Source organism: Paraliobacillus sp. JSM ZJ581, assembly GCF_044383835.1.
GTDB lineage: Bacteria > Bacillota > Bacilli > Bacillales > Amphibacillaceae > Paraliobacillus.
In genome coordinates this window covers 42,087-65,651 of sequence record NZ_JBISEP010000014.1, presented here as the reverse complement: position 1 = coordinate 65,651, position 23,565 = coordinate 42,087, and the positions used below count along the sequence as shown (strand labels likewise).

The 23,565-nt window shown below is 34.2% G+C and carries 24 protein-coding genes; 18 read left to right on the top strand and 6 right to left on the bottom strand.

Annotated elements, in window-relative coordinates:
* Window positions 1-388 precede the first annotated feature (388 nt).
* The 4 genes from ACH6CY_RS09450 to ACH6CY_RS09435 all read left to right on the top strand — a co-directional run bounded on the left by ACH6CY_RS09450 (window position 389) and on the right by ACH6CY_RS09435 (window position 4,735).
* Complete coding sequence (locus ACH6CY_RS09450) at window positions 389-2,101, top strand: ABC-ATPase domain-containing protein (protein WP_374067091.1); 1,713 nt, start codon at window positions 389-391, stop codon at window positions 2,099-2,101.
* Window positions 2,102-2,111: 10 nt separating this feature from the next.
* Entirely contained in the window at window positions 2,112-3,257 is a 1,146-nt protein-coding gene (gene queG / locus ACH6CY_RS09445; protein ID WP_374067090.1) for a tRNA epoxyqueuosine(34) reductase QueG, read from the top strand.
* 55 nt (window positions 3,258-3,312) lie between these two features.
* On the top strand, window positions 3,313-4,182 hold the full coding sequence (locus tag ACH6CY_RS09440) for an amidase domain-containing protein (protein ID WP_374067089.1): 870 nt from the start codon (window positions 3,313-3,315) through the stop codon (window positions 4,180-4,182).
* A gap of 73 nt (window positions 4,183-4,255) precedes the next feature.
* Window positions 4,256-4,735 carry a tRNA (cytidine(34)-2'-O)-methyltransferase gene (locus tag ACH6CY_RS09435; RefSeq protein ID WP_374067088.1) on the top strand — a complete coding sequence of 160 codons (480 nt, stop codon included), beginning with the start codon at window positions 4,256-4,258 and terminating at the stop codon, window positions 4,733-4,735.
* Between the two features lie 24 nt (window positions 4,736-4,759).
* Here the strand turns inward: ACH6CY_RS09435 and ACH6CY_RS09430 are convergent, their stop codons facing one another.
* The 4 genes from ACH6CY_RS09430 to ACH6CY_RS09415 form a co-directional block, all read right to left on the bottom strand.
* The gene (locus tag ACH6CY_RS09430; RefSeq protein ID WP_374067087.1) at window positions 4,760-5,644 is read right to left on the bottom strand and encodes a metal ABC transporter permease; all 885 of its coding nucleotides are present in this window, start codon (window positions 5,642-5,644) and stop codon (window positions 4,760-4,762) included.
* Window positions 5,641-6,522, bottom strand: a complete 882-nt coding sequence (locus tag ACH6CY_RS09425; RefSeq protein ID WP_374067086.1) for a metal ABC transporter permease — start codon at window positions 6,520-6,522, stop codon at window positions 5,641-5,643. The genes ACH6CY_RS09430 and ACH6CY_RS09425 overlap by 4 nt, the downstream gene beginning before the upstream one ends.
* Window positions 6,515-7,267: a metal ABC transporter ATP-binding protein gene (locus ACH6CY_RS09420; RefSeq protein WP_374067085.1), complete on the bottom strand. Its 753-nt coding sequence runs from the start codon at window positions 7,265-7,267 to the stop codon at window positions 6,515-6,517. The genes ACH6CY_RS09425 and ACH6CY_RS09420 overlap by 8 nt, the downstream gene beginning before the upstream one ends.
* A 124-nt stretch (window positions 7,268-7,391) precedes the next feature.
* The gene (locus ACH6CY_RS09415) at window positions 7,392-8,318 is read right to left on the bottom strand and encodes a metal ABC transporter solute-binding protein, Zn/Mn family (RefSeq protein ID WP_374067084.1); all 927 of its coding nucleotides are present in this window, start codon (window positions 8,316-8,318) and stop codon (window positions 7,392-7,394) included.
* 225 nt (window positions 8,319-8,543) lie between these two features.
* Between ACH6CY_RS09415 and ACH6CY_RS09410 the strand changes: the two genes are divergently transcribed.
* The 6 genes from ACH6CY_RS09410 to ACH6CY_RS09385 all read left to right on the top strand — a co-directional run bounded on the left by ACH6CY_RS09410 (window position 8,544) and on the right by ACH6CY_RS09385 (window position 14,705).
* Window positions 8,544-10,439 carry a PrkA family serine protein kinase gene (locus tag ACH6CY_RS09410; protein ID WP_374067083.1) on the top strand — a complete coding sequence of 632 codons (1,896 nt, stop codon included), beginning with the start codon at window positions 8,544-8,546 and terminating at the stop codon, window positions 10,437-10,439.
* A gap of 70 nt (window positions 10,440-10,509) precedes the next feature.
* A complete protein-coding gene (yhbH, locus tag ACH6CY_RS09405; protein ID WP_374067082.1) occupies window positions 10,510-11,661 on the top strand; it encodes a sporulation protein YhbH in 1,152 nt (383 codons plus the stop codon).
* Between the two features lie 52 nt (window positions 11,662-11,713).
* On the top strand, window positions 11,714-12,463 hold the full coding sequence (locus tag ACH6CY_RS09400) for a sirohydrochlorin chelatase (RefSeq protein WP_374067081.1): 750 nt from the start codon (window positions 11,714-11,716) through the stop codon (window positions 12,461-12,463).
* A 232-nt stretch (window positions 12,464-12,695) separates the two neighbouring features.
* Window positions 12,696-13,184, top strand: a complete 489-nt coding sequence (locus tag ACH6CY_RS09395; protein WP_374067080.1) for a hypothetical protein — start codon at window positions 12,696-12,698, stop codon at window positions 13,182-13,184.
* Window positions 13,185-13,286: 102 nt separating this feature from the next.
* The gene (locus ACH6CY_RS09390) at window positions 13,287-14,360 is read left to right on the top strand and encodes an undecaprenyldiphospho-muramoylpentapeptide beta-N-acetylglucosaminyltransferase (protein ID WP_374067079.1); all 1,074 of its coding nucleotides are present in this window, start codon (window positions 13,287-13,289) and stop codon (window positions 14,358-14,360) included.
* 15 nt (window positions 14,361-14,375) lie between these two features.
* Window positions 14,376-14,705, top strand: a complete 330-nt coding sequence (locus tag ACH6CY_RS09385) for a hypothetical protein (RefSeq protein WP_374067078.1) — start codon at window positions 14,376-14,378, stop codon at window positions 14,703-14,705.
* 27 nt (window positions 14,706-14,732) lie between these two features.
* Here ACH6CY_RS09385 and ACH6CY_RS09380 read toward each other — a convergent pair whose 3' ends face one another.
* Complete coding sequence (locus ACH6CY_RS09380) at window positions 14,733-15,281, bottom strand: beta-class carbonic anhydrase (protein ID WP_374067077.1); 549 nt, start codon at window positions 15,279-15,281, stop codon at window positions 14,733-14,735.
* Between the two features lie 851 nt (window positions 15,282-16,132).
* Between ACH6CY_RS09380 and ACH6CY_RS09375 the strand changes: the two genes are divergently transcribed.
* Together ACH6CY_RS09375 and sigI are read left to right on the top strand one after the other, a co-directional pair.
* Window positions 16,133-16,945, top strand: coding sequence for a S1C family serine protease (locus ACH6CY_RS09375; RefSeq protein ID WP_374067076.1), 813 nt, complete (start codon window positions 16,133-16,135; stop codon window positions 16,943-16,945).
* 247 nt (window positions 16,946-17,192) lie between these two features.
* A complete protein-coding gene (sigI, locus tag ACH6CY_RS09370; RefSeq protein WP_374067075.1) occupies window positions 17,193-17,954 on the top strand; it encodes an RNA polymerase sigma-I factor in 762 nt (253 codons plus the stop codon).
* An 83-nt stretch (window positions 17,955-18,037) separates the two neighbouring features.
* Here the strand turns inward: sigI and ACH6CY_RS09365 are convergent, their stop codons facing one another.
* Window positions 18,038-18,277, bottom strand: a complete 240-nt coding sequence (locus tag ACH6CY_RS09365) for a YhdB family protein (protein WP_374067074.1) — start codon at window positions 18,275-18,277, stop codon at window positions 18,038-18,040.
* A gap of 234 nt (window positions 18,278-18,511) precedes the next feature.
* Between ACH6CY_RS09365 and ACH6CY_RS09360 the strand changes: the two genes are divergently transcribed.
* The 6 genes from ACH6CY_RS09360 (at window position 18,512) to ACH6CY_RS09335 (ending at window position 23,514) form a co-directional block, all read left to right on the top strand.
* Entirely contained in the window at window positions 18,512-19,120 is a 609-nt protein-coding gene (locus ACH6CY_RS09360; protein ID WP_374067073.1) for a YhcN/YlaJ family sporulation lipoprotein, read from the top strand.
* A gap of 146 nt (window positions 19,121-19,266) precedes the next feature.
* Window positions 19,267-19,734, top strand: a complete 468-nt coding sequence (locus ACH6CY_RS09355) for an S-ribosylhomocysteine lyase (RefSeq protein ID WP_374067072.1) — start codon at window positions 19,267-19,269, stop codon at window positions 19,732-19,734.
* Window positions 19,735-19,826: 92 nt separating this feature from the next.
* Window positions 19,827-21,197: a dipeptidase gene (locus ACH6CY_RS09350; protein WP_374067071.1), complete on the top strand. Its 1,371-nt coding sequence runs from the start codon at window positions 19,827-19,829 to the stop codon at window positions 21,195-21,197.
* Between the two features lie 150 nt (window positions 21,198-21,347).
* Window positions 21,348-21,713 (top strand): rhodanese-like domain-containing protein, encoded by a 366-nt coding sequence (locus ACH6CY_RS09345; RefSeq protein ID WP_374067070.1) that lies wholly within the window; start codon window positions 21,348-21,350, stop codon window positions 21,711-21,713.
* Window positions 21,714-21,740: 27 nt separating this feature from the next.
* The gene (locus ACH6CY_RS09340; protein WP_374067069.1) at window positions 21,741-22,001 is read left to right on the top strand and encodes a metal-sensitive transcriptional regulator; all 261 of its coding nucleotides are present in this window, start codon (window positions 21,741-21,743) and stop codon (window positions 21,999-22,001) included.
* Between the two features lie 94 nt (window positions 22,002-22,095).
* Window positions 22,096-23,514 carry a SpoVR family protein gene (locus tag ACH6CY_RS09335; protein ID WP_374067068.1) on the top strand — a complete coding sequence of 473 codons (1,419 nt, stop codon included), beginning with the start codon at window positions 22,096-22,098 and terminating at the stop codon, window positions 23,512-23,514.
* Window positions 23,515-23,565 lie beyond the last annotated feature (51 nt).

The following is a 23,565-nucleotide window of genomic DNA, read 5'->3' as shown; positions in this document are numbered from 1 at the left end:
ACGAACACTTGCATTGAAAAAAAGTACATGAGTGATCAAAAAACTGAATTTAACGAACACTTGCATTGAAAAAAAGTGCATGAGTGATCAAAAAACAGGATTTATCGAACACTTAGATTCCAAAATTGAATACAAGTGTACATTAAATTATATTTATCGTAGTTTTATAAAAATAAATATATCTGTTAAACAGTATTTATCAATCATTCTTACTAGAAACGCATTGAATGTGGTTGAAAATGACATATGTTTTCACAGCCGTAACCAAAAAAACGTATTTACCGTCCTCGTTTTTCAAAACATACATACGTTTGAAAAGTACATCATTTCTGTAGCTTGAAAGATGGAGAATATAAATAGTATTCTATTAGGTAGAGGTGTTAGAACAATGAAACAATTACAAAATAAACTTCAATCAATGGATGGGAAAGGGTACAAAGCATATAAGTCTATTCAAGGTCGATATTCCTTTCACCGTTATGAACTACATGTGGATTATGTACAAGGAGACCCTTTTGCAGCCCCATCAAAAATAAGAATGATTATACCAAATGCATATCGTAATATTTATCCAGAATATAAACAGAATCAACATAGAAAAACTTATGTTGAAGACCTTATTGCTAGATATGTTGCAAAAGCAATTGATGCTGATAAATCTTTAATAAAAGGATCAGGGAAAAGTGGTTTGATCCATATTGATACACCAGGGCAAGAAATAATTGATCGGACAGCTGTGCAAATTGACGATGCACATGTAACGATATGTTTGTCTATTGGACTACCTGCTTTTGGGAGAAAAATAAATAGGAAAGATGCTCAAAAGTTATTCTTTAATGCCATTCCGTCGATTTTATCAGAATCTATCTTTACTATTTCAGACCAAGCAATCGACGAAGTGGTAAAGCTTTCTGACCAACATCAAGCAATACGTAAAGTAATGAAGCAAAACCAATGGGTTGCTTTTATTGCTGATGGTGCAATTTTACCAAGAGCTAGTGGAATTAGTAATAAACCTTTACACAATACTGTTCCATTCGAAAGTCCAAAAGAAAATAAAGTTTCTATTGAAATTCCACATTGTGACACTCCGATTACGGGCATGGCTATACCGACAGGCATAACCTTAATTGTTGGTGGTGGTTATCATGGTAAAAGCACACTATTATCTGCTGTAGAACGAGGAGTCTATCATCATATTAAAGGTGATGGGAGAGAATTTGTACTTACAGATCCAGGTGCAGTGAAGATACGCGCGGAAGATGGTAGAAAAGTAACGGGAGTAAATATATCTCCATTCATTACTGATCTCCCTCAAAAACAAGATACGAAACAATTCTCAACCGAAAATGCAAGTGGTAGTACTTCACAAGCGGCAAATGTGATAGAAGCAATTGAAGCAGGAGCTAGTACATTATTAATTGATGAAGATACAAGTGCGACAAACTTCATGATACGTGATCAACGGATGCAAGCACTTGTTCATGACGACAAAGAGCCAATCACACCATTTATCGATAGAATAGAACAAATGAAGAAGGAATTATCGATCTCAACTTTACTTGTAATGGGAGGTTCTGGTGATTATTTTGATGTTGCAGATCAGGTTATTATGTTAGATCATTATTATGTCTATAATGTAACTAGTCGGGCAAAACAAATCGCTCAAACATATCCTGTGAAAAGAATTGAAACAAATAATCAATTATTCGGTTCAGTGTCACAACGAATATTCTCACCTAGAACTTTACAAACGAAAAAAGGGAATAAAACAAACGTTCAAGCAAAAGGCTTACGTACAGTGATAATGGGTGTAACAGATATTGATTTAACAAATATAGAGCAACTAGTTGATGTGTCACAAACAAACATGATTGCTGAAATCATTCAATTTTTAGATGAAAAGAACGAATTAACAAAAGAAAAAACAATACAGCAGTTACTTGATGAGATAGAAGAAATGATGGATAGCAAAGGGTTAGCAGCATTTTCCTCTTTTCCAAATCAACATCCTGGTGATCTAGCACGTCTGCGTCGGTTTGAGATTGCAGCTGCCTTAAACCGAATTCGAACGGCTCAAGTGAAACATCAAATGAAATGAGGTGATTTTTATGGCTTATCAAACATTAAAAGATGAAATCATTACCTATAGTAAATCAATTGGTATTGATAAAATCGGTTTTGCGGCAGCAAATGAGTTTTCAGCAATGAAATCACGTTTGAAACGGCAACAGGACGACGGCTATCAATCTGGCTTTGAAAAGGGAACGATTGAAGAACGTACTGAGCCAGCGCTACATTTAGCTGATGCAGAATCTATCATTGCCATTGCTGTTGCCTATCCTTCACGAATGAAAAAACCACCTAAAAGCAGAAAAGGTTCAAGAAGGGGCAATTTTTGTCGTGCTTCATGGGGAATGGACTATCATCATGTATTAAATGAAAAACTTGATCAATTAAGCGCCTTTATCGCTACTAAAGTACCGGGATTTCAATACCGATCCATGGTGGATACAGGGGAACTATCAGATCGAGCTGTTGCAGAACGTGCAGGAATAGGATTTAGTGGAAAAAACACAATGATTATTACACCTGAATTTGGTTCTTACGTTTATTTAGGTGAGATGATCACAAATATTCCTTTTCCTCCGGATGATCCGGTAGATGATGGTTGTGGTGATTGCACGAAATGCTTAGATGCTTGTCCTACTGGAGCATTAGTTGAACCTGGACGCCTCAACGCCCAAAATTGTATTGCTTTTGTTACGCAAACAAAAGGTTTTCTTCCTGATAAATACCGAGAAATTATGGGAAATCAATTGTATGGCTTTGATACGTGCCAAGTTGTTTGCCCGAAAAATAAACATATAGATACGCATCTACATCCAGAATTGGAGCCAGAACCTGACTTAGTAAAACCAGAACTAATTCCGCTATTATCTTTGTCTAACCGAGAATTTAAAGAGAGATTTGGCTCAATGGCAGGTTCTTGGCGAGGAAAAAAACCAATTCAACGAAATGCAATCATTGCACTAGCACATTATAGAGATAAAGCAGCCATTCCTGAACTTATTCGATTAATGAAAGGAGATGCTCGTCCAGTTATTCGTGGTACGGCAGCTTGGGCAATTGGTAAAATTGGCACAACAGAAGGATATATAGCGATAAGACAAGCACAAGCCGATGAAAGGGAGGCAGACGTTCTGAATGAGATGGAAAAAGGATTAGCATTTGAAACGAAGCAAGTAAAAAAATAGTTAAAACATTTCTACCTCTATTCATGCATAAGTATCAATAGAGGAGTGAATGGCTATGTCATTAACGAAAGAGTTAACAAGATATTGGGAAAGTCAGTGTGAATCAACAAATCGTGGCAAAAGTAATTGGATCGTGCAGAAAAGGCAGTTTCATAAAAAAAGAGGAAACAATGTGCCACGGATTACAGGATTAGGTACATTGGTTCGACGTTTACAACTGGAACGCCATGAATTAAAAGTAAATTACTTATTACGTGCGACTTTTTTAGTAAAGCAGGGCTCATTTTTTTATCATGAAGAGCAGGTAAATGAACATGAGGCATTATTTTATAAAGGGAAATTTATAGAAGATAAATTGTTAAAGGCGAATGGAGACCAAGATCATATAACTTTAGAAAATAAACGCTATGATTGGATAGATACATTGAAAAATGATCGTTTTACTTACGACCGTATGGATGCTGTAAATTATGCGGAGCGATGGTGGGATGATTATAACCCAGCATATAAGCATTTTGATGTTGATTGTACCAATTTTATTTCTCAAGCATTGCATGCGGGTGGAGCACCAATGCGAGGATATCCAAGTCGATCAAAAGGTTGGTGGTATCAAAATGATATATGGTCTTATAGCTGGGCGGTTGCTCATTCCTTGCGTTGGTACTTAAGTGGTTCAACCCAAGGGCTTAGAGGAAAAGAATTAGATGACCCAACAGAACTATTACCTGGAGATGTCATTTGCTATGACTTTGAGGGAGACGGAAAATGGGATCATAATACAATCGTTGTAATGAAGGATCAAAATAAAATGCCATTAGTAAATGCACATACGAATAACAGTCGTCATCGGTATTGGAGTTATGAGGATTCTTATGCATGGACACCTGAGTGCCAGTATAAGTTTTTTCGAATTGGTGACTTATAACTTATACGATTCAGCAATAACTCAAAAAATATGCTATAATAAGCAGGTTATTATTGTCTTAGAGGTGAACAAAGTGGGAGTACATGTCGTATTATATCAACCTGAAATACCTGCCAATACTGGAAATATTGCAAGAACATGTTTAGCTACAAACGCTACATTACATCTTATTCGTCCGTTAGGTTTCTCAACCGATGATAAAATGCTACGTCGTGCAGGGTTAGATTATTGGCATGATGTGACTATTTTCTATTATGATTCTCTTGAAGAATTGTACCAAAGCTATCCAAACGGTATGTTTTATTATATTGAAAATTTTGGTGAAAAATATTATAGTGATTTTAATTTTAGCGATGCAAACCAAGAGTTATTTTTTGTTTTTGGGCGTGAAACAAATGGAATTCCAAGAAATTTACTTGAAGGGAAGAAAGACCTCTGTTTACGAATCCAAATGGCTGACAATGATAAAGTTCGTTCATTGAATTTATCTAATACTGCTGCAATAATCGTTTATGATGTATTAAGACAACAGGGATTTCCTAATATGCACTAAAAAAAGCGGGTTGTCCCCCGCTTTTTATTTAGCGTTTATTGCTTGATAACCATTATTTTTTTTCTTGAATACAATCCCGTGTTTTGGACTAAAAAGAAAAGCAAGAGCAAATAATACGCCTGTCATTGTAGCCATTGACCCAGCAATGGAAACATTGAATAAAGATGCACTTAAATAACCGAGAAGTGCTGAAATTACACCAATTACTCCACTGAGTATAATGACATGTAGAAATCGATCTGATAATAAATATGCCGTTGCACCTGGTACAATTAACATTGCCACAACTAGAATAGCACCAACGCTATTAAAAGAAGCTACAGTTGAGAAAGATACCATGGTCATTAATAAATAATGAATAAATGTTAAAGGTATACCAACTAATGCTGCAAATTGAGGGTCAAAAGTTGACATTTTTATTTGTTTATAAAATAAAGTAATCAATACCACGTTAAATATTAGTGAAAAGCCAAGCATCCAAACAGCGACAGGTCCAAAAGATTTGCCATTGATTTGTAAAGTATCCCATGGCACAAATGCAATTTCACCCATTAAGGCATGTTTTGTATCTAAATGAACTTGATCACCAATGAAGGAGATCAGTACGACACCTAAGGCAAATAATGATGTGAAAACAACACCGATAGACGCATCTGACTGTACGCCAGAATTATTTAGTAATTCAACAAAATAGGCAGTCAATAATCCAACAATTGCTGCCCCTATGAGCATTGGAATGCCATTTAAAGATTGAGTTACGAAAAACGCACCGACAATACCTAGTAAAACCGTATGGCTTATTGCATCTGCAATCATAGACATTTTTCGTAAGACAAGTAAAGAACCTGCAATACCACAAGTTAATCCAACTAAGCTTCCTGTTAAAATGATCCAAAATGTATAACTCATCGAACTTTCACCGCCTTCACTACCAATCCTTTACTTTTTCCAAGTAATAAACTAATAAAGAAAATCGCAGAAGCACTTAACACAATCATTGGGCCTGTGGGCAAATCACCAATTATCGTACTACTTAATGCTCCAGTCATTCCTGAAATACTTCCGAATATGCCACCTAGCCAAGCCATGATACTTAAATTGTCTGTCCAATATCTAGCTGCTAATGCTGGAGTAATTAGCAGGGAAGCAATTAAGACAACCCCAACCATTTGGATACCGATAACAACGATGCCAACTACCAAGGCGAGCAGTAATCCATTAAAAAATTTAACATTAATTCCAATGTTTTTTGCAAAAGAAGGATCAAAAATACTTATCTTAAATTCTTTAAAACATAATGTCGAGATGATAACTAAAACCAATGAGCTAATTGCAATTAGTTGTACATCACTACGAATAAGTGAAGCTGCTTGACCGAATATAAAAGAATCTAATCCAGCTTGATTGCTTGTGAAATTCTGTTGAATAAAGGTTAATAAGACAATCCCAAATCCGAAAAAAACAGATATGATGATTCCAATTGCAGCATCTGATTTGATTCGAGAGTGATTGACAATGATTTGAATAAGATGTGTCGCAATTAAACTAGTCAATGCTGCACCAAGTAGTAATATAGGTAATGATTTTTCTTGGAAAATCATAAAACCAATACAAACACCCGGGAGAGCAGCATGTGCCATTGCATCACTAATAAGACTTTGCTTCTTCAATAATACAAAACTACCAATCATTCCACTTGCGAAGCCAAGCAGTAAGCTCCCTGTTAATACCCAGCGAAAATTTGCACTAGTTACAAAAGAGGGGATTAAATCAAACAATTCATTCACCTCCTTGAAGCACTGTAGGAGCCTTATCTAAAAAAGAAATTTTACCACCATACGTTTTTTCTAAATTATCTAAGGTGAATACTTTTTGTGTTTCTCCATATTGAATTGGTGTTTTATTTAATAGTAAAACATGATCAAAGTAATCTGCGACGGTTTGTAGATCATGATGTACGACAAGTACTGTTTTTCCTTCATCTTTCCATTCCTTCATTAATTGAATAATTGCTTTCTCCGTTTGTGCGTCCACTCCAGCAAATGGTTCATCCATGAAATAGATACTAGCATTTTGTGCGAGTGCACGAGCCAAGAATACACGTTGTTGTTGTCCACCAGAAAGTTGGCTTATTTGACGGTTAGCAAAATCAAGCATGCCAACCTTATCTAAACATGCTTTTGCCCAATCTATTTCTTCTTTTTTCGCACGTTTAAAGAAGCCGATTTGCCGGTATCTACCCATTAATACGACATCAAGCGCATTGGTCGGAAAATCCCAGTCTACTTCACTGCGTTGAGGTACATAACCGATTAAATGCTTTTGTTCTGCATAAGGTTTACCAAAGACATCAATACTTCCTGATTTTCTAGGAATAAGTTGAAGTATAGCTTTGATTAAGGTTGATTTACCTGCTCCATTTGGCCCGACAATTCCAGTTAGTGAACCTGTTGGGATCTGAAAGGACACATCTTGGAGTGCCGGTTGTTTATCGTAAACAACTTTTATTTCTTGTACTGTTATTGCGTTCATTTAAAGAGTCCCCCTAGTTGAAAATGTTATAATGTAAAATAATAAAGTTTCAGTTTCTTTTTCAATGTATATTCATACTGAAATTTGTCTATAAATATCTCGTGTATAAATAGTATGAAGATACTTACTTAAGTGAATCAACAATTGTGTCAATGTTGTGTGTAAACATACCGATATACGTTCCTTCTTCTGTTCCTTCTTCACCCATGGCATCAGAATATAACTCTCCGCCAATAGATACTTCGTGTGCTGCTTCTTTCGCACCTTCAACGACAGCATTGATTGAACGCTCTGACACACTACTTTCGATGAAAACCCCTTTAATGTTTCTATCAACTAAAATATCAACGATTCGTTGCACATCACTTACACTATATTCTGATTCCGTACTTAATCCTTGTAGGCCAACTACTTCATACCCATAGGCTTCTCCGAAATAATTAAATGCATCATGTGCGGTTACAAGCACTCTACTTTCTTTTGGTATTTCCTCTGTTCGATCTTTTACATAATTATTTAATTCAGATAATTGATCTAAATAGTCTGTTGCATTTTTTGTATAATTATCTTTGTTTTCCACATCTAGTTCGATTAGGTGGTCACGCACAGATTCCACGGCATACTTCCAATTAGAAATATCGAACCAAACGTGTGGATCAGGAATATCCGGACTACTTGGATCACTTAATAATTGATGTTTTGGTATATTTTCTGCTACAGGGATAGTTGGCTTTTGATCTTTCATTTTTTCGAAAATTTCTCCCATTTGTCCTTCTAAAGATAAGCCATTGTAAAAAATAATATCTGAGTCATTTAGCTTTTTAATATCTCCTTGAACGGCATTGTAAAGGTGTGGATCTGTACCTGGTCCCATTAAGCTTAGAACATCAACATGTTCACCACCAACATTTTTAACAATATCTCCAATTTGAGCAATGGTAGTAACAGCTTGGATTTTTTCAGCATCTTGACTCACTTCTTTATTTGTACATGCTGCCAAACTAATTATTAGTAATATTCCTACTAAACGTACGAGATTTCTTCTAATCATATTTTCATGTCCCCTTTTTATTTTTATGCCCCCGACTAAAAAAGTTGCCTTAAGTAAAATTATATGCCTATAACTAAAAAAGTCAATCCTAAATGATAATTTTTTTCATTTATTTTTTTACTTTTCGTTTTTCTTATTATGAATAAGGTGTAATCATTTTCGTCTCAGGAACAACATAGATTAGTTGTATCTAGTTATAGGAACTTTTATTAAGGAGGACGTTTGATGGATATATTAGCGAAAGTGAAGAGATATCAAGAAGAACAGCAAAAGCTAAAATGGGAAGGCACATTCGCTGAATATTTAAAGTTATTAAAGCAACGTCCATATTTGGCACAATCAGCCCATGCGCGACTATATCGAATGATTGAAAAACGCGGTATAAAAGAAGTCGCTGGAAAGAAAATGTATGATCTTTTTGCTAATGAATTATTTGGTTTAGAAGATACTTTAGAAAGACTTGTAGAAGAATATTTTCATCCTGCGGCTAAACGACTAGACGTAAGAAAAAGAATTTTATTATTAATGGGTCCAGTAAGTGGAGGGAAATCAACAATTGTTACGTTATTAAAAAGAGGATTAGAAGCGTACACCTATACAGATGAAGGGGCCGTTTATGCGATTAAAGGATGTCCAATGCATGAAGATCCGCTTCACCTTATTCCACAAGAGCTTCGCAAAGAATTTGAAGAAGATTATGGTATTAGAATAGAGGGATCTGTCTCTCCATTAAATATGATCCGTTTAGAAGAAGAGTATGAAGGAAAGATAGAAGATGTCCGAATAGAACGAATTTTTTTCTCGGAAGATAAACGAACGGGGATTGGGACGTTTTCTCCATCTGATCCAAAATCACAAGACATTGCAGATTTAATCGGTTCAATTGATTTTTCAACAATTGCAGCGTATGGTTCTGAATCTGATCCACACGCCTATCGTTTTGACGGTGAATTAAATATAGCTAATCGTGGTCTAATGGAATTTCAGGAGCTGTTGAAAAGTGATGAGAAATTTCTTTGGCATTTATTATCATTAACTCAAGAGGGAAATTATAAAGTGGGGAGATTTGCGTTAATTTCAGCCGATGAACTAATTGTCGCACATACCAATGAATCGGAGTACCGTTCATTTATTACTAATAAGAAAAATGAAGCTTTACATTCCAGAATGATGGTTATGCCAATTCCATACAATTTAAAATTGAGTGCAGAGGAACGTATTTATCAAAAAATGATTAATGAAAGTGATATAAAAGATGTTTATATTGCTCCACACACTTTACGTATCGCAGCGATTTTTACAATTTTAACGCGATTAAAAGAATCACTAAAAGGAAACATTACATTAGTGAAAAAAATGTATTTATATGATGGCCAAACAGTAGATGGATTTAGTGAAGCAGACATTCGAGCTTTTAAAAAAGAATGTCCTGATGAGGGCATGAGTGGCATTGATCCAAGATTTGTATTTAACCGTATTTCTTCTACTATTATAAAAAAAGAAATGACGTCAATCAATCCGCTTGATGTATTACGGTCTTTAAAAGATGGTTTAGATACGCAATTATCGATGACAAAAAAACAAAAAGAGACCTATTTAAATTTAATTTCAATTGCACGAAAGGAATATGATGAAATAGTTAAAAAAGAAGTACAAAAAGCTTTTGTTTCTTCGTATGAAGCGTCTGCTAAGGCATTGATGGATCATTATTTAGATAATATCGAATCGTTTAGTAATCAAACAAAACTGCAAGATCCATTAACAGGAGAAAATATGCAACCTAATGAACGACTCATGCGCTCGATAGAAGAACAAATAGGTATTTCAGAAAATACAAAAAAAGCATTTCGAGAAGAGATACTTATTCGTATCTCAGCCTATGCACGAAAAGGGAAGGAATTCAATTATCAATCACATGAGCGGTTAAGTGAAGCTATTCAAAAGAAATTATTCGCAGATTTAAAAGATGTTGTTAAACTGACCACATCAATGAGGACACCAGATGAACAACAGCTAAAGAGGATAAACGACGTCGTTGCAACATTAATAGGTGAATATGGTTATCAGGAAACTTCAGCAAATGATCTTCTTCATTATGTTGGGAGTTTGTTAAATCGATAAAATAATTCATTCGAATTTTTTTAAAATTTCTTTAAGGTGAGAAACTACATGATAAGGAAGGGGAGTATCTATGGGGGATAATCGCTTTATTATTTCAGAAGAGGATTGGTCGATTCATTGGAAAGGTTATAGTGATCAAAAACGTCATCAAGACAAAATCAAATCAGTACTAAAAAAGAAGCTCCCCGACCTTATCAGTGAAGAGGATATGATATTGTCTAAAGGAAAAAATATCATTCGTATTCCTATTCGATTCATGAATGAATACAAAATTCGTTATAATCAAGAGAAAAATAAATACATAGGACAAGGAGATGGAAATAGTAAAGTAGGAGATGCCATAGCAAAATCTAGGTACATACATCAAGAAACTGAAACAGGCGAAGGTGCAGGTGATAAGTCGGGTAAGGATTATTATGAAGCAGAAATTTCATTTAAAGAAGTAGAAGAAGCGTTTTTGAGTCAATTAAAATTACCTAATTTAATCGAAAAGGAAAAAGATAATATTAAGACGAAGACGACTAAATTTAATGATATACGAAAAAAAGGATTACAAGGGAATATTGATAAAAAACGCACCTTGCTTGAAGCCTATCGACGAAATGCGATCCGGGGTCAATCTTCCTTTTTCCCTGTTTATCTAGAGGATATAAGGTATAAGACTTGGAATACGGTAGAAAATCCTGAATCTAAAGCAGTTGTCCTTGCAATGATGGACACGAGTGGAAGTATGGGGGATTTTGAAAAGTATATCGCACGTAGTTTTTTCTTTTGGATGACACAATTTTTGCAGTCAAATTATGAAACGGTTGAAATAGCATTCATTGCACATCATACAGAAGCAAATGTCGTTGATGAAGCGTCTTTTTTTTCAAAAGGCCAGAGCGGGGGTACGATTTGTTCTTCTGCTTATCGAAAGGCAATCGAGTTAATTGATGAAAGGTATGACCCTAATCGGTATAATATCTATACTTTTCATGTATCTGATGGTGATAATTTAATTTCTGATAATCGAAGGTGTGAGCATTTAGTTAAAGCGTTGTTGGAATATTCCAGTTTATTTGGCTATGTGGAAGTGAATCAATATCAGCGACATTCTACACTTATGCGCTTGTTTAAAGAAAGAAACGAAGCAAACTTCGATTCGTATACGATTAAGAAGAAATCAGACGTTTACTATGCAATGCAACATTTTTTCTCTGCAAAAAAACATGATATCTAAAAGTTTATCCAATATGAAACAGTGGAAACATAGATGTAAATAGGCTAACGGGATGGAGGAAATTGATGTGAAAGTGGTGATTTACGTTGCTCATGGTAGTAAGAAGGAACCAACGAATCAGCAGTTTGTTAAAGCAATAAAATCAATGATTGAAATAAATAATGCAGCTAGGAAAAAGATAGCATTTCTTGAAGCGAATCCGGCATTAGATCAAACCATAGATCAATGTAAACAAGAGGGAGCAACTCAAGTTATTGTTGTTCCTATTTTTTTATTGCCGGGTATGCATGTTACGAGAGATATACCGAATATTTTGCAACAAAAAAATCGGCAATATCCAAGTCTGTCTTTTTATTATGCACCTGCCTTTAATAAGGCAAAAGAAATAGTAGAAGATACGTATAACCGAATTAAAAATACGCAAGCTCTACGTACCGGTTATCAACAACAAGCAGTATTAGTCATCTCCCATGGTAGCAAAAATACGCAAGCTTCACATATCTTTCAAGATTTTTGCAAAGCACTCGCGCACAAATTAGCTAATATACCTGTTTATCAAGCATATTTAAAATCTACAACACCTACAATTGAGGAACAGATCAAAAAATTACAAGAACAAAACGATGCAACGATTATTGTCGTGCCACACTTTTTTGCAATGACGATGTTTCCGAAGATTATTGAGAATAAAATAATAGATATGACATCAAAACAATTGGTCTTTGTAAAAGGAATAGCGTTTAATAATACGATGAAACAATTAATGGGCAAGCAGATAGAATTGGCTAAAAAAATTGATTAATCAGCTTTTTACTTCATATACGAGCTTCGAAGCATTTTTTTAAAATATTTAAAAATGAAGTAGAAATATGGACTGCAACAAATTGTTTCTTTAATTATAAATGTATAACGTAAAGACATTTCTGTCGTTCTGCCGACAGAAATGTCTTTTTTTGAAACGAATGGTTTAATAAAATCGTCTATGATGTATACATAATTAGAAACATAGCCTAAGTTTGATAGGAGGTACATAGGTGAAACGATACAAATTATTCGTTATCTTTACCATATTAGTAGTAATCGGTTGTGCCCAACAACTGAACCCTCCAGAAGGTTTTTATAGTTATGATCATTCTGAAGTTAATGCTTTGCTCAATCAATTGAAATTTGATCCGGAAATGCCAACATTTTTGCCAATGAAAGTAGTATTTATTGTAACGGATCATTTCGTATTAGAGGGGACTAAACAAGAAGCGATCGATGTTAGTTTTTATTCGAAAGAAAATGATGTGTTAACCTTTCAAGCAACAGAGGGAACGTTCGAATATCCTAAGAATAGTGAAGAAGTACAAATTAATCAACATGTAAAAGGTAATTTTACAAATAATCAATTTGCTAAGTCATTATATTGGAAAAAAGATCATATAACTTATGTGATAACTTTCCGTTCTAATATGGACCATAAACAAGTTTCTGAAAAGGTTACAAAACAAGATTTAATAAAAGTTGCTGAAGCAATATAAATTTTGCTCATTTGGATAGGATTTGTTTCAAAACTAAGTCTATCTATGCTAAAATTTTCTGTATAATAATGAAGAGCTGTGTACAAGAAAGGATTAAATACCATGAGTAAAAAACGTATTGTATTAACAGGTGGAGGAACAGCAGGCCATGTGATGGTGAATTTAGCTATTATTCCTACTTTTATAAACGAAGGATGGCAAATTGATTATATTGGATCCAAAAGTGGAATTGAACGAGAATTAATTGAGCCAATTCCCGAAGTCACTTATCATTCTGTTTCTACTGGAAAATTAAGAAGATATATGTCAAAAGAAAATTTTACCGATCCATTTAAAGTGATGAAGGGAATTGCTCAGTCTTTTCATATTTTAGGTAGAATAAGGCCGCATGTTGTTTTTTCAAAAGGTGGCTTTGTTTCTGTACCTGTATTGGTCGCTGCTCGTATGCGAGGCATACCTGCAGTTATACATGAATCTGATATTACACCTGGTTTAGCAAATAAATTAGCAATGCCATTCGCAAAAAAAATTCTAACAACTTTTCCTGAGACCTTACAGTCTATTTCAAAAAATAAAGGGGAATGGATTGGAGCAGTAGTTCGTAGCGAGTTGTTACATGGTGATAGAGAAAAGGGTTTAGCATATGCTAACCTTCGCGGTGAAAAACCAGTCCTTTTGATCATGGGGGGGAGTGCTGGAGCTAGACGTATTAATGAAGTAGTAAGAGAACAATTAGATCAGTTAATCCTTCAATTTGACATCATTCATATATGTGGTAAAAATAATTTAGATAAAACGACTAAGCTGGAGGGCTATACACAATTTGAATATGTGAATGATGCGTTACCTGATTTGTTACATGCAACTGACTTTGTGCTATCACGAGCTGGTGCGAATTCGATTTTTGAATTTTTAGCATTAAGGAAACCGATGTTGTTAATCCCTTTATCTCGAAAAGCAAGTCGAGGTGATCAGATTTTAAATGCTAACTCATTTAAAAAACAAAGTTATGCACATGTGTTAGAAGAAGAACAATTGACTGGTGAAGCATTAGTGAATGCACTAAGCGAATTGCGTGCGGAGTCGTCTGCATTGAAACAGAATATGCAAAATTATAAAAGTGTTGAAGCAACAGAAAAAGTTATTAAAATAATCAAAGAAACTGCAAAGAAGTAATTGAGGAGTTAAAAGATGAAGACGGTTATCTGTCCATATTGTCATAAACCGATTGAAAAGAGAGAGCAATTAGTTACCGTAAGTAACTTGTTCCGTATTCGCCCTTACCATAATATTTGCTATGAAAAAGTAGAACAAGAAACGAAAACGATCTGGAGTTTTTGGACACCACTTAATGGTACAGTAGGGATGATTCGTTTTGTTATATTATTAGGGTTAACACTTTGGTTTTTACTAACAGATGCTTTAGGTTTAGGAGGAGAACTAATCGGTGTTATTTCTTTATATAATGTCATGATTCATGTGACATCATTTTGCTTATATGAAAAAAAGGTACCTAAATAAAAAGGGTGGAGCATTGCTCCGCCCTTTTTAAATATATCCATTAATGACTAAATCTAATTTACCAGTACGGGGATCTATGACTAATCCATGAACAGGAATGTCCTCAGGTACTAATGGATGATCCTCAATGACTGAAACGGAATGTTTTACTGAGTCTTCAACGGAATCAAAACCCTTTAACCATTGTCCAGTGTTTGAATCAAACTGATTTAATTGTTCCTCTGTTATCCCTTGTATTTTCATTCTCTCAATCAAATTCTCCGTGTCTAGGTGATTCATACCACAATTGTGGTGTGCAATAACATAAACTTCTTCGGCTTGAAGTGCATGTAGAGCGATAAGGATCGCTTTCATTACACTGTCATGTTGATTAGTTAATATTGCACCAGCATTTTTGACTATTTTCACTTCACCGTTTTTTAAATTTAAAGCTTTTGGCAATAATTCAACAAGTCGTGTGTCCATACAAGTAAAGATAACTGCTCGCTTATTTGGTATAACATCTGTTTCGTATGGTTTATAATCTTCATTTTCTACAAATTTGTAGTTAAATTGAAGTATCTCTTCTAATAACATACTCCCCCATCCCCTTTCATAATATAATGTTAGACGAAAATATATCATTTTATCAAGCGTTTTTTTCTATTAAATTGCTTATTTTTGAATTTTTTGAAATTTGATTGACTAACTTATAAGTTATCTATATAATATAAAGGAATAAAAAAAGGAGGTTACGACAATGAAAAGATTTGCATACACAGCTGTAATTAATTTAATATGTGACGTGACCTCTTCGATTGAATTGTCTGAATAATAAACTTTTTTTATTTTGCATATTTTGGTCACGTTATTTACCCCGTGGCTCATTTATTGTTGTGTTATTGAACGTATATGTCTTCGGATGTATGCGTTTTTTTGATTTCATTGATTCATTTAGAGACAAAATAAAAAAAGTTAATCATCTCTCAGCCTATTGATCGAATAATAATATATACGAATGAAAGGAGTTGTGTCATATGTTGCGATTTATTTTAGTACAGCACGGAGGAAATGTAAAAGGTGATGGTGGTTGAAAATGAAAAACAAATAGAGTAGGTGACGTTGTGCAATTTGTTCGGAAAAAAATGAATTTTATTAATGAACGCTTAATGCAAAGGTACAGATTAATTTTTATAATTAAAAAAAGAAAAAACAGTTTTTGTATAAAGCAAATTATCTTAATCATATGTAGAAAATAAAAGGTGGGGAAAAGAAATGGCATTGAATTTTTTGATGGTGTTTTTAAATGGAAAATGGAAAGATAGCGGATAGCAAAAATATTTCCTAGGAAATAAAACAATGAATAACAAGCATGTATGTGTAAATCATTACTATTATTTATGTTGTGTTAAAATAGGTTATGAATGAAAAGTGTTAGGGGTGTGATAGTGGGAGATAATTTCAAGAATAGAGACATCATTGATGATGATTTGTATGAGGAATTGGATGAAGAAGAGCTTTTAGAAATACTAGAGAAAGAACAAACGGTAAGCTCAAGTTTAAAAGAAGATACACCAAAAAATCATCAACGTTTTCCAAAATGGATTTTTTGGCTTATCGTAATTACTTTATCATTAAATGTCATTGCGATCCTTCCTAGAACATTTTCCATTCCGGCTATTGATTTTTTAATAACTTCAGCAGAATTATCTGCGAATCCTATCATTAGTGCGTATAAAGAAGCAGTAGTTGTTATTGAGACAGATGACAGTAAAGGTACAGGTTTTTCAATAACACCAAATGGCACTATTATTACTAATCACCATGTAGTGGAGAATAGCAAGCATATTTCTGTTGCTTTTCCTGAATTGGGTTTATTTGAAGCGGAGATTATTGCAGAGAATCCCTCAATTGATTTAGCGGTTTTGCAAGTGAATGAAATTGATTTACCACATTTAAAAATAGCTGAGCGCACCGTGTTGGATAAGCAAGATCCAATCTATTTTATCGGTAACCCATTAAGATTCAACGGGATTGCCAATCAAGGGGAAATAGTTGGTTACACGGACTTAGATGGCTGGGAAAAAGAAGTCCTCATGTTACGTGCGCCTGTTTATAGAGGTAACAGTGGAAGTCCGGTTATTCAGAATGGGAAAGTAATAGGAGTAATATTTGCTACAATGAATCATGAAACCTATGGTGAAGTTGGTTTGGCAGTACCAATTGATTATTACCATCAGTTATTACTTACAGATACTTAATCGAAACACATGTTAACTTATATGTGTTTTTTTTGTATGTTTTTCTTTTCAAACATGTCAAAAAACAGGGAGAAAGAACTATGTTTTGATATCCTTTTTTAAGAAATTGTTAAGTGTTTGTGATAGATTCCATGACAGATGTCTTGTAGTATGTATAATACACGAACAAATGACAATGTATGTGTGAGAAAGACAAATAGCTACACGAAAGTAAATAGAATAATGGCTGGAATTGGTGGTGGATTAAATGGGAAACCAATTAGCTATAGAAATGGATTCTCTAGAAAGTAAAGTTTATGAAATTCAATTAGGAAATCGAACACTACAGAATGAATTATTACGGGCGTATAAGCCATATATAGCAAAATGCGTTTCAGAAGTTTGTAAAAGATATATTGATCCAAAAAAAGATGATGAATTTAGTATTGGATTATTTGCGTTTTATGAAGCAATCAATTGCTATTCAGAAACAAAAGGGAGTTCTTTTCTATCTTTTGCTCGCTTAGTCATCAAAAGAAAGACAATCGATTATATTAGAAAAGAGCGCGCGAAATCTGTTGTTGTCTCATTAGATAAAGTACAAGAAAACGAAAAGTTAGAAAACCCATTAGAGATTGATGCAGCAAATAAAGCGTTTCGAATTCAACAAGATAATTGGAACAGAAGGCAAGAGATTTTATTGCTTAACAAACAACTTCAAGCTTATAAGTTATCCATAAGTGAATTGGTTAAAGTTTCACCTAAGCATAAAGATGCAAGAAGAAATGCGATTAATATTGCTTGTTTATTGTATAATGATATGGAAATGCGGAACTTTATTCTTAAGAAAAAAAGAATTCCAATGAAACAATTAGTTCAAAAGGTAGATGTTAGTAAAAAAACGTTAGAACGTAATCGAAAATATATTTTAGCCATTTTTATTATGTTAGATGGTGAATTTATTTATTTGCAAGATTGTATAAAAGAACAATTAAATATAGACATTGTTAGTGTAGCACCTTCTTCATGAAAATGATGTTGGGTTAAGTTTGTGCACCCGTATGATTATGTATTTTCTAGTATAAATCACATAACCATACGGGTGTCTTTTTATTAAAAGGATTTTATCATGTTAATGGTTGTGTGTCCCATCGCATGATCAATATAATGGAGCAATGAATCATGATTCGATATAATTGTTTTTTCGTTAGTGCTATAATGAAAAGCATGAAGAAATGCTTCTATTTTTTTGGATAGTAAATCATCTTTGGTTCGAACCATCAGTATTAATAAATCATCCCATTGCCCCCACAATGTAAAATACAATGCTTTATCATAATCAGGAATATCCATTTCAAATCCCTTCTTTCTAATTTTGTTCCAAAAGATGGAATGAAGATAAAAGGATTCATGTCTAGTATGGTTATTTTTAATAAGAATCAAGCAGTTATTTTATTGGTATGATTACCATATGTTAAATGTTATGCGTGTGAGCTGTAACGCGTGTTTTTTTATTATTTTACTTGCATAGAACGTCTTGGTTTTATTCATAATAATATTGACTCTAAATTAAAGGAGGAGTTAATTATGAAATGGAAAAAAATCGCTGTTTCAGCAGCTGCGTTAGTCACATTAACTGCATGTGGTAATGGGGATGATAATGCAATTGGCCAACGTGATACAAATAATATTGAACCCGTAAGAAATGAAGGATCGTTGCAAGCGCCAATGCGACGTGATTATGGGAAAGTCGATAGATATGGAAGTAACAATTATGATGGAACCTATCAAAGAGGCAGAGATTTGACGACTGACAATATAAAAAATAAAACAAATCAAAATCGTAAAGAAAATTACAATACGTCAGAAGTAGCGGCAAAACGGATTTCAAAAGAAGTGAAACAAATTGATCAAGCATATGTGTTGAAAATGGGAAATAATGCATATGTTGCTGCTGAACTCGATCAAGGAAATAATAACAAGTCAAGAGCTACCGAAGCAGTTAAAAAAGAAATTGCTAAAATAGTAAAAAAAGAAGAAAAAGATGTTGACTATGTTTATGTTTCAACAAACCCTGATTTTGTTGATTTAACAACAGATTATGCCCAACAAGTTGAAAATGGTAAGCCCATTGAAGGTTTGTTTGATCAAATGGGTGAAATGATTCAGCGTATTTTCCCAAGAGCGAAACAATAGTGCGAAAGCGACTGTCTATGGACAGTCGCTTTCCTTTTCGTTCGTACTTTTAGCAACTGTTAAAGTATGTTATCTTAGTAATATATATAGATAGGATTAATACAAGTAGTCGGTTACAAATTTCATACACAAAGGAGAAGAGGATTATGGCGGATAAAATGAATGTTGAAAGCTTTAATTTGGATCATACAAAAGTTCAAGCTCCTTATATACGCTTAGTAGGCGTAACAACTGGTCAACATGGTGATAAGGTTTATAAATATGATGTACGATTTTGCCAACCTAATAAAGAACATATGGATATGGCAGGACTCCATTCTATTGAGCATTTAATGGCAGAGAATATTCGTAATCATATAGATAATATTTTAGACATTGGACCGATGGGGTGTCAAACTGGTTTTTATTTGCAAATTTTAAACAATGATAGCTACGATGCGATTATTGATGCCTTGCATCAGACACTTAATGATGTGTTAGAGGCAAAAGAAGTACCAGCTTGTAATGAAGTTCAATGTGGGTGGGCTGCCAACCATAGTCTTGCAGGAGCGAAACAAATTGCAACAAACATGCTCAAGCATAAGGACAAATGGCATATTATTTTTGCTGAATAATTGTTTGAAAGGGCAGTATTATTCTGCTCTTTTTTATTTAAAAAGTATATGTATGTGTAAACAACGGAACTAGAGAGGATAGAGAATAAGTCATGTCAAAAAAAGTGATTAAATATTTAGAGGAACATCAAGAACAGCACTTCCAAGCATTAAATGCTTTTTTATCAATTCCTAGTGTAAGTACCGATCCAGTTCACAAAGAGGATGTTAAAAAGGCAGCAAATTTTGTTAAGGAATATCTGGATACGATAGGATTTGAAAAAGTGGAAATCCAATCTACAGGAGGTCATCCACTTGTTTATGGTGAATGGCTTGGTGCTGGCAAGGACGCCCCAACTGTTTTGCTTTATGGTCATTACGATGTTCAACCAGCAGATCCACTAGAGCTATGGGATAGTGAACCGTTTAAACCGGAACAACGTGATGGACGTTTGTATGCAAGAGGAGCAAGTGATGATAAAGGACAAGTGTTTATGCATCTAGCTGTATTTGAAGCTTTTATGCAAACAGAAGGAATGTTACCGATTAACGTAAAGGTTTGTATTGAAGGAGAAGAAGAAATAGGAAGTGAACACTTGTATCGTATACTTAAAGAAAAGAAAGATCAGTTCAATGCAGATTTCGCTGTCATATCTGACTCAGGAATGGTTGCAGAGAATCAACCTACTATTCTTTATGGGTTAAAAGGTTTTACTGGTCTAGAATTCACTTTACATGGCCCTTCAAGTGACCTGCATTCTGGTATTTATGGTGGAGCCGTTCGAAATCCAGCGATTGCTATGGCACATGTCTTAGCTTCTTTAAAAAATCAAGATGAAGTCGTTGGGGTTAGTGGATTTTATGATCAAGTAGAATCATTAAGTCAAGCAGAGAGAGAATTAATCGCTAATGTACCCGGGGAAGATTTCAAAACAACGATTGGGATTACAGAGACTATTTCGGAAAAAGGGTTTACAACAAAAGAGCATACGATGGCACGACCAACATTAGAAGTCAACGGTTTGTATAGTGGGTATCAAGGTGAAGGAACTAAAACGATTATTCCAGCAACAGCAACAGCCAAAATTACTTGTCGGCTTGTTCCAGGTCAAGAACCTGATCATATTCAAGAGTTGGTTATTAAACATATAGAAAACCATACCCCTGCAGGTGTGAAAGTAGATATAAAGAAGGAACCGCTATCTGCAAAAGCATATAAAGTCGATCCTGATCATTCTTTAATAAAGAAAGCGGCAGACAGTTATACGAAAGCATTTGGTAAAGAAACTGTTTTTGTAAGAATGGGTGGTTCCATTCCAGTAGTTGAATGGATTGATGCGATTTACGATATGCCAATTGTGTTGTTAGGATTTGGAACACCAAATGATCGATTGCATTCACCAAATGAGAGTTTCCCTATAGAAAACTTTCAAAAAGGAATGAAGACTCTGGTGTATTATTGGAACGCTATACAAGACAATTAAGATAATGATTTGTTGATTAGCATGATAAAATGATTGATAGTGATTTATTCTAGAAAGAACATAGAATAACTAGCTGATACTTTTTAGTTGACTATATACCGTGATGGGTATAAAATGAACGTGTATACAGATAGTTTGGAGGTATAACCTATGTTCTTGCTTTTCTTCTTATTATTAGTCGCTATTACTTATATGATTTATGTACGTTATTACCCAATCAAAGGTATACCTTGTATAGAGATGAATCAATTAAGTGATGTCACAAAAAAAGTTAAATTAGACATTAGAGATTATAATACATCTTCAAAAAATGCAGTGACTGATTCTGTTTCTATGCCTGTTGCTTATTTAAAAAGGCACTATAGTCAAATTCCTTCCAAGCAAATTTATTTAATTGCATCAGATAAAATAGAGCGAAATTTAGCCACTAGAATGCTAAAACAAAAAGGTTTTCAAATAATGGGGTATACAATTACGAGTTGTGATTGCCAAGAAAAATCTAAGAAGGTAGCGTAATGAATAATATATTGGAGGTGTTTTTTTATGGAGTACACGCAACAAATGAAAAATAGAGTTAAACGTATGGAAGGACAAATTCGTGGAATTTTAAAGATGATGGAAGAAGGTACTGATTGTAAAGATGTGATTACTCAAATGTCGGCAGTTCGTACGGCAATGGATCGAACGATGGGAGTGGTCGTTAGTTCCAACTTAGTAACTTGTGTCAAACGGGCAGAAGATGAAGGGGCAGATACTGCTGAATACGTGAATGAAGCGGTAAACCTTTTGGTGAAGAGTCGTTAAAAAAAGCACGATAAATAATCAAGTCCAATCCTTTTCATCATTCGAATTAGCTTGTCATATACTGAAATTAATTCAGTAAAATGAGGTGAATCGAATGAAGCAAGATGATCTGAAGCAATTGAAAAATTCGATTGAAGAGATCACGGAGATTGCTAAGGGATTTGGACTTGATTTTTTTCCTATGCGCTATGAAATCTGTCCACCAGAAATTATTTATACCTTTGGTTCTTATGGAATGCCCTCAAGATTTTCTCACTGGAGTTTCGGAAAGCAATTTCATTTGATGAAACTTCAATATGATCTAGGTTTAAGTAAAATATATGAACTTGTCATTAATTCCAATCCATGTTACGCATTTCTTTTGCATTCCAATCGTTTGATTCAAAATAAATTAATCGTTGCCCATGTGCTAGCGCATTCTGATTTCTTTAAAAATAATGTCCATTTTTCTAATACACGAAGAGACATGATTGAAAGTATGTCTGTTACAGCAGAACGAATTGCTTCATATGAAAACCAATATGGGAAAGAGAATGTTGAATCATTTTTAGATGCTGTATTAGCTATTCATGAACATATAGAGCCGCCACATGTAAAACAGCCTCGTATGAACAAGCTTGATAAAAAGTACCATCTGCCCGATCAACAACCGGACTTGTATGACGACCTTTGGCATTTAGAAGAACTAAATCAAGCCTCAAAAATAGGTGCTACATCTCCAACAAAAACAAACATGTTTCCATCTCAACCTGAAAAAGATTTACTATTATTTATTGAAACATATAGCGAGCAATTAGAAGAGTGGCAAAGACACATATTGGAAATGATGCGTGTAGAAATGCTGTACTTTTGGCCACAACTAGAAACGAAAATAATGAATGAAGGATGGGCATCCTATTGGCATCAACGTATTTTACGGGAAATGGATTTAAATGGTGATGAAGTAATTGAATTCGCTAAACTAAATGCGAGTATGTTGAGACCATCAAAGACAAAAATAAATCCGTATTATTTAGGTGTGAAACTATTTGAGGATATAGAAGAGCGATTTGATTACCCGACAGAAGAAATGAAAAAAGCGGGGGTATTACCTTATTCAGGTCGTGAGAAAATGTTTGAAGTGCGAGAAATGGAATCAGATAGCTCTTTTTTAAGAAATTATATAACTAAGCGATTTGTGGATCGAGAGGATTTATATTTATTTCAAAAACAAGGAAGTGAATATACGGTCATTGACAAAGACTGGATGACTGTTCGTGACCAATTAATTCAGACGCGAATGAATGGTGGGTATCCTTATCTTACTGTTCAGAGTGGGAATTATCGTGGAGATGGTGGGTTATATCTACTACATCATTATGAAGAAGTTGAATTGGATGTACACGAACTAGAAAAAACGTTGCCTTTTATCTATCAACTTTGGGGTAGGAATGTTTATTTAGAAACAGTAATAGAAAATAAATGTATGATTTTCTTATATAACGGGACTAGAGTGATAAGAAAAGAAAAATAAATATCCGAATGGCTTTGGGGTTTGAGCAAAGTCATTCGGATATACTATAGA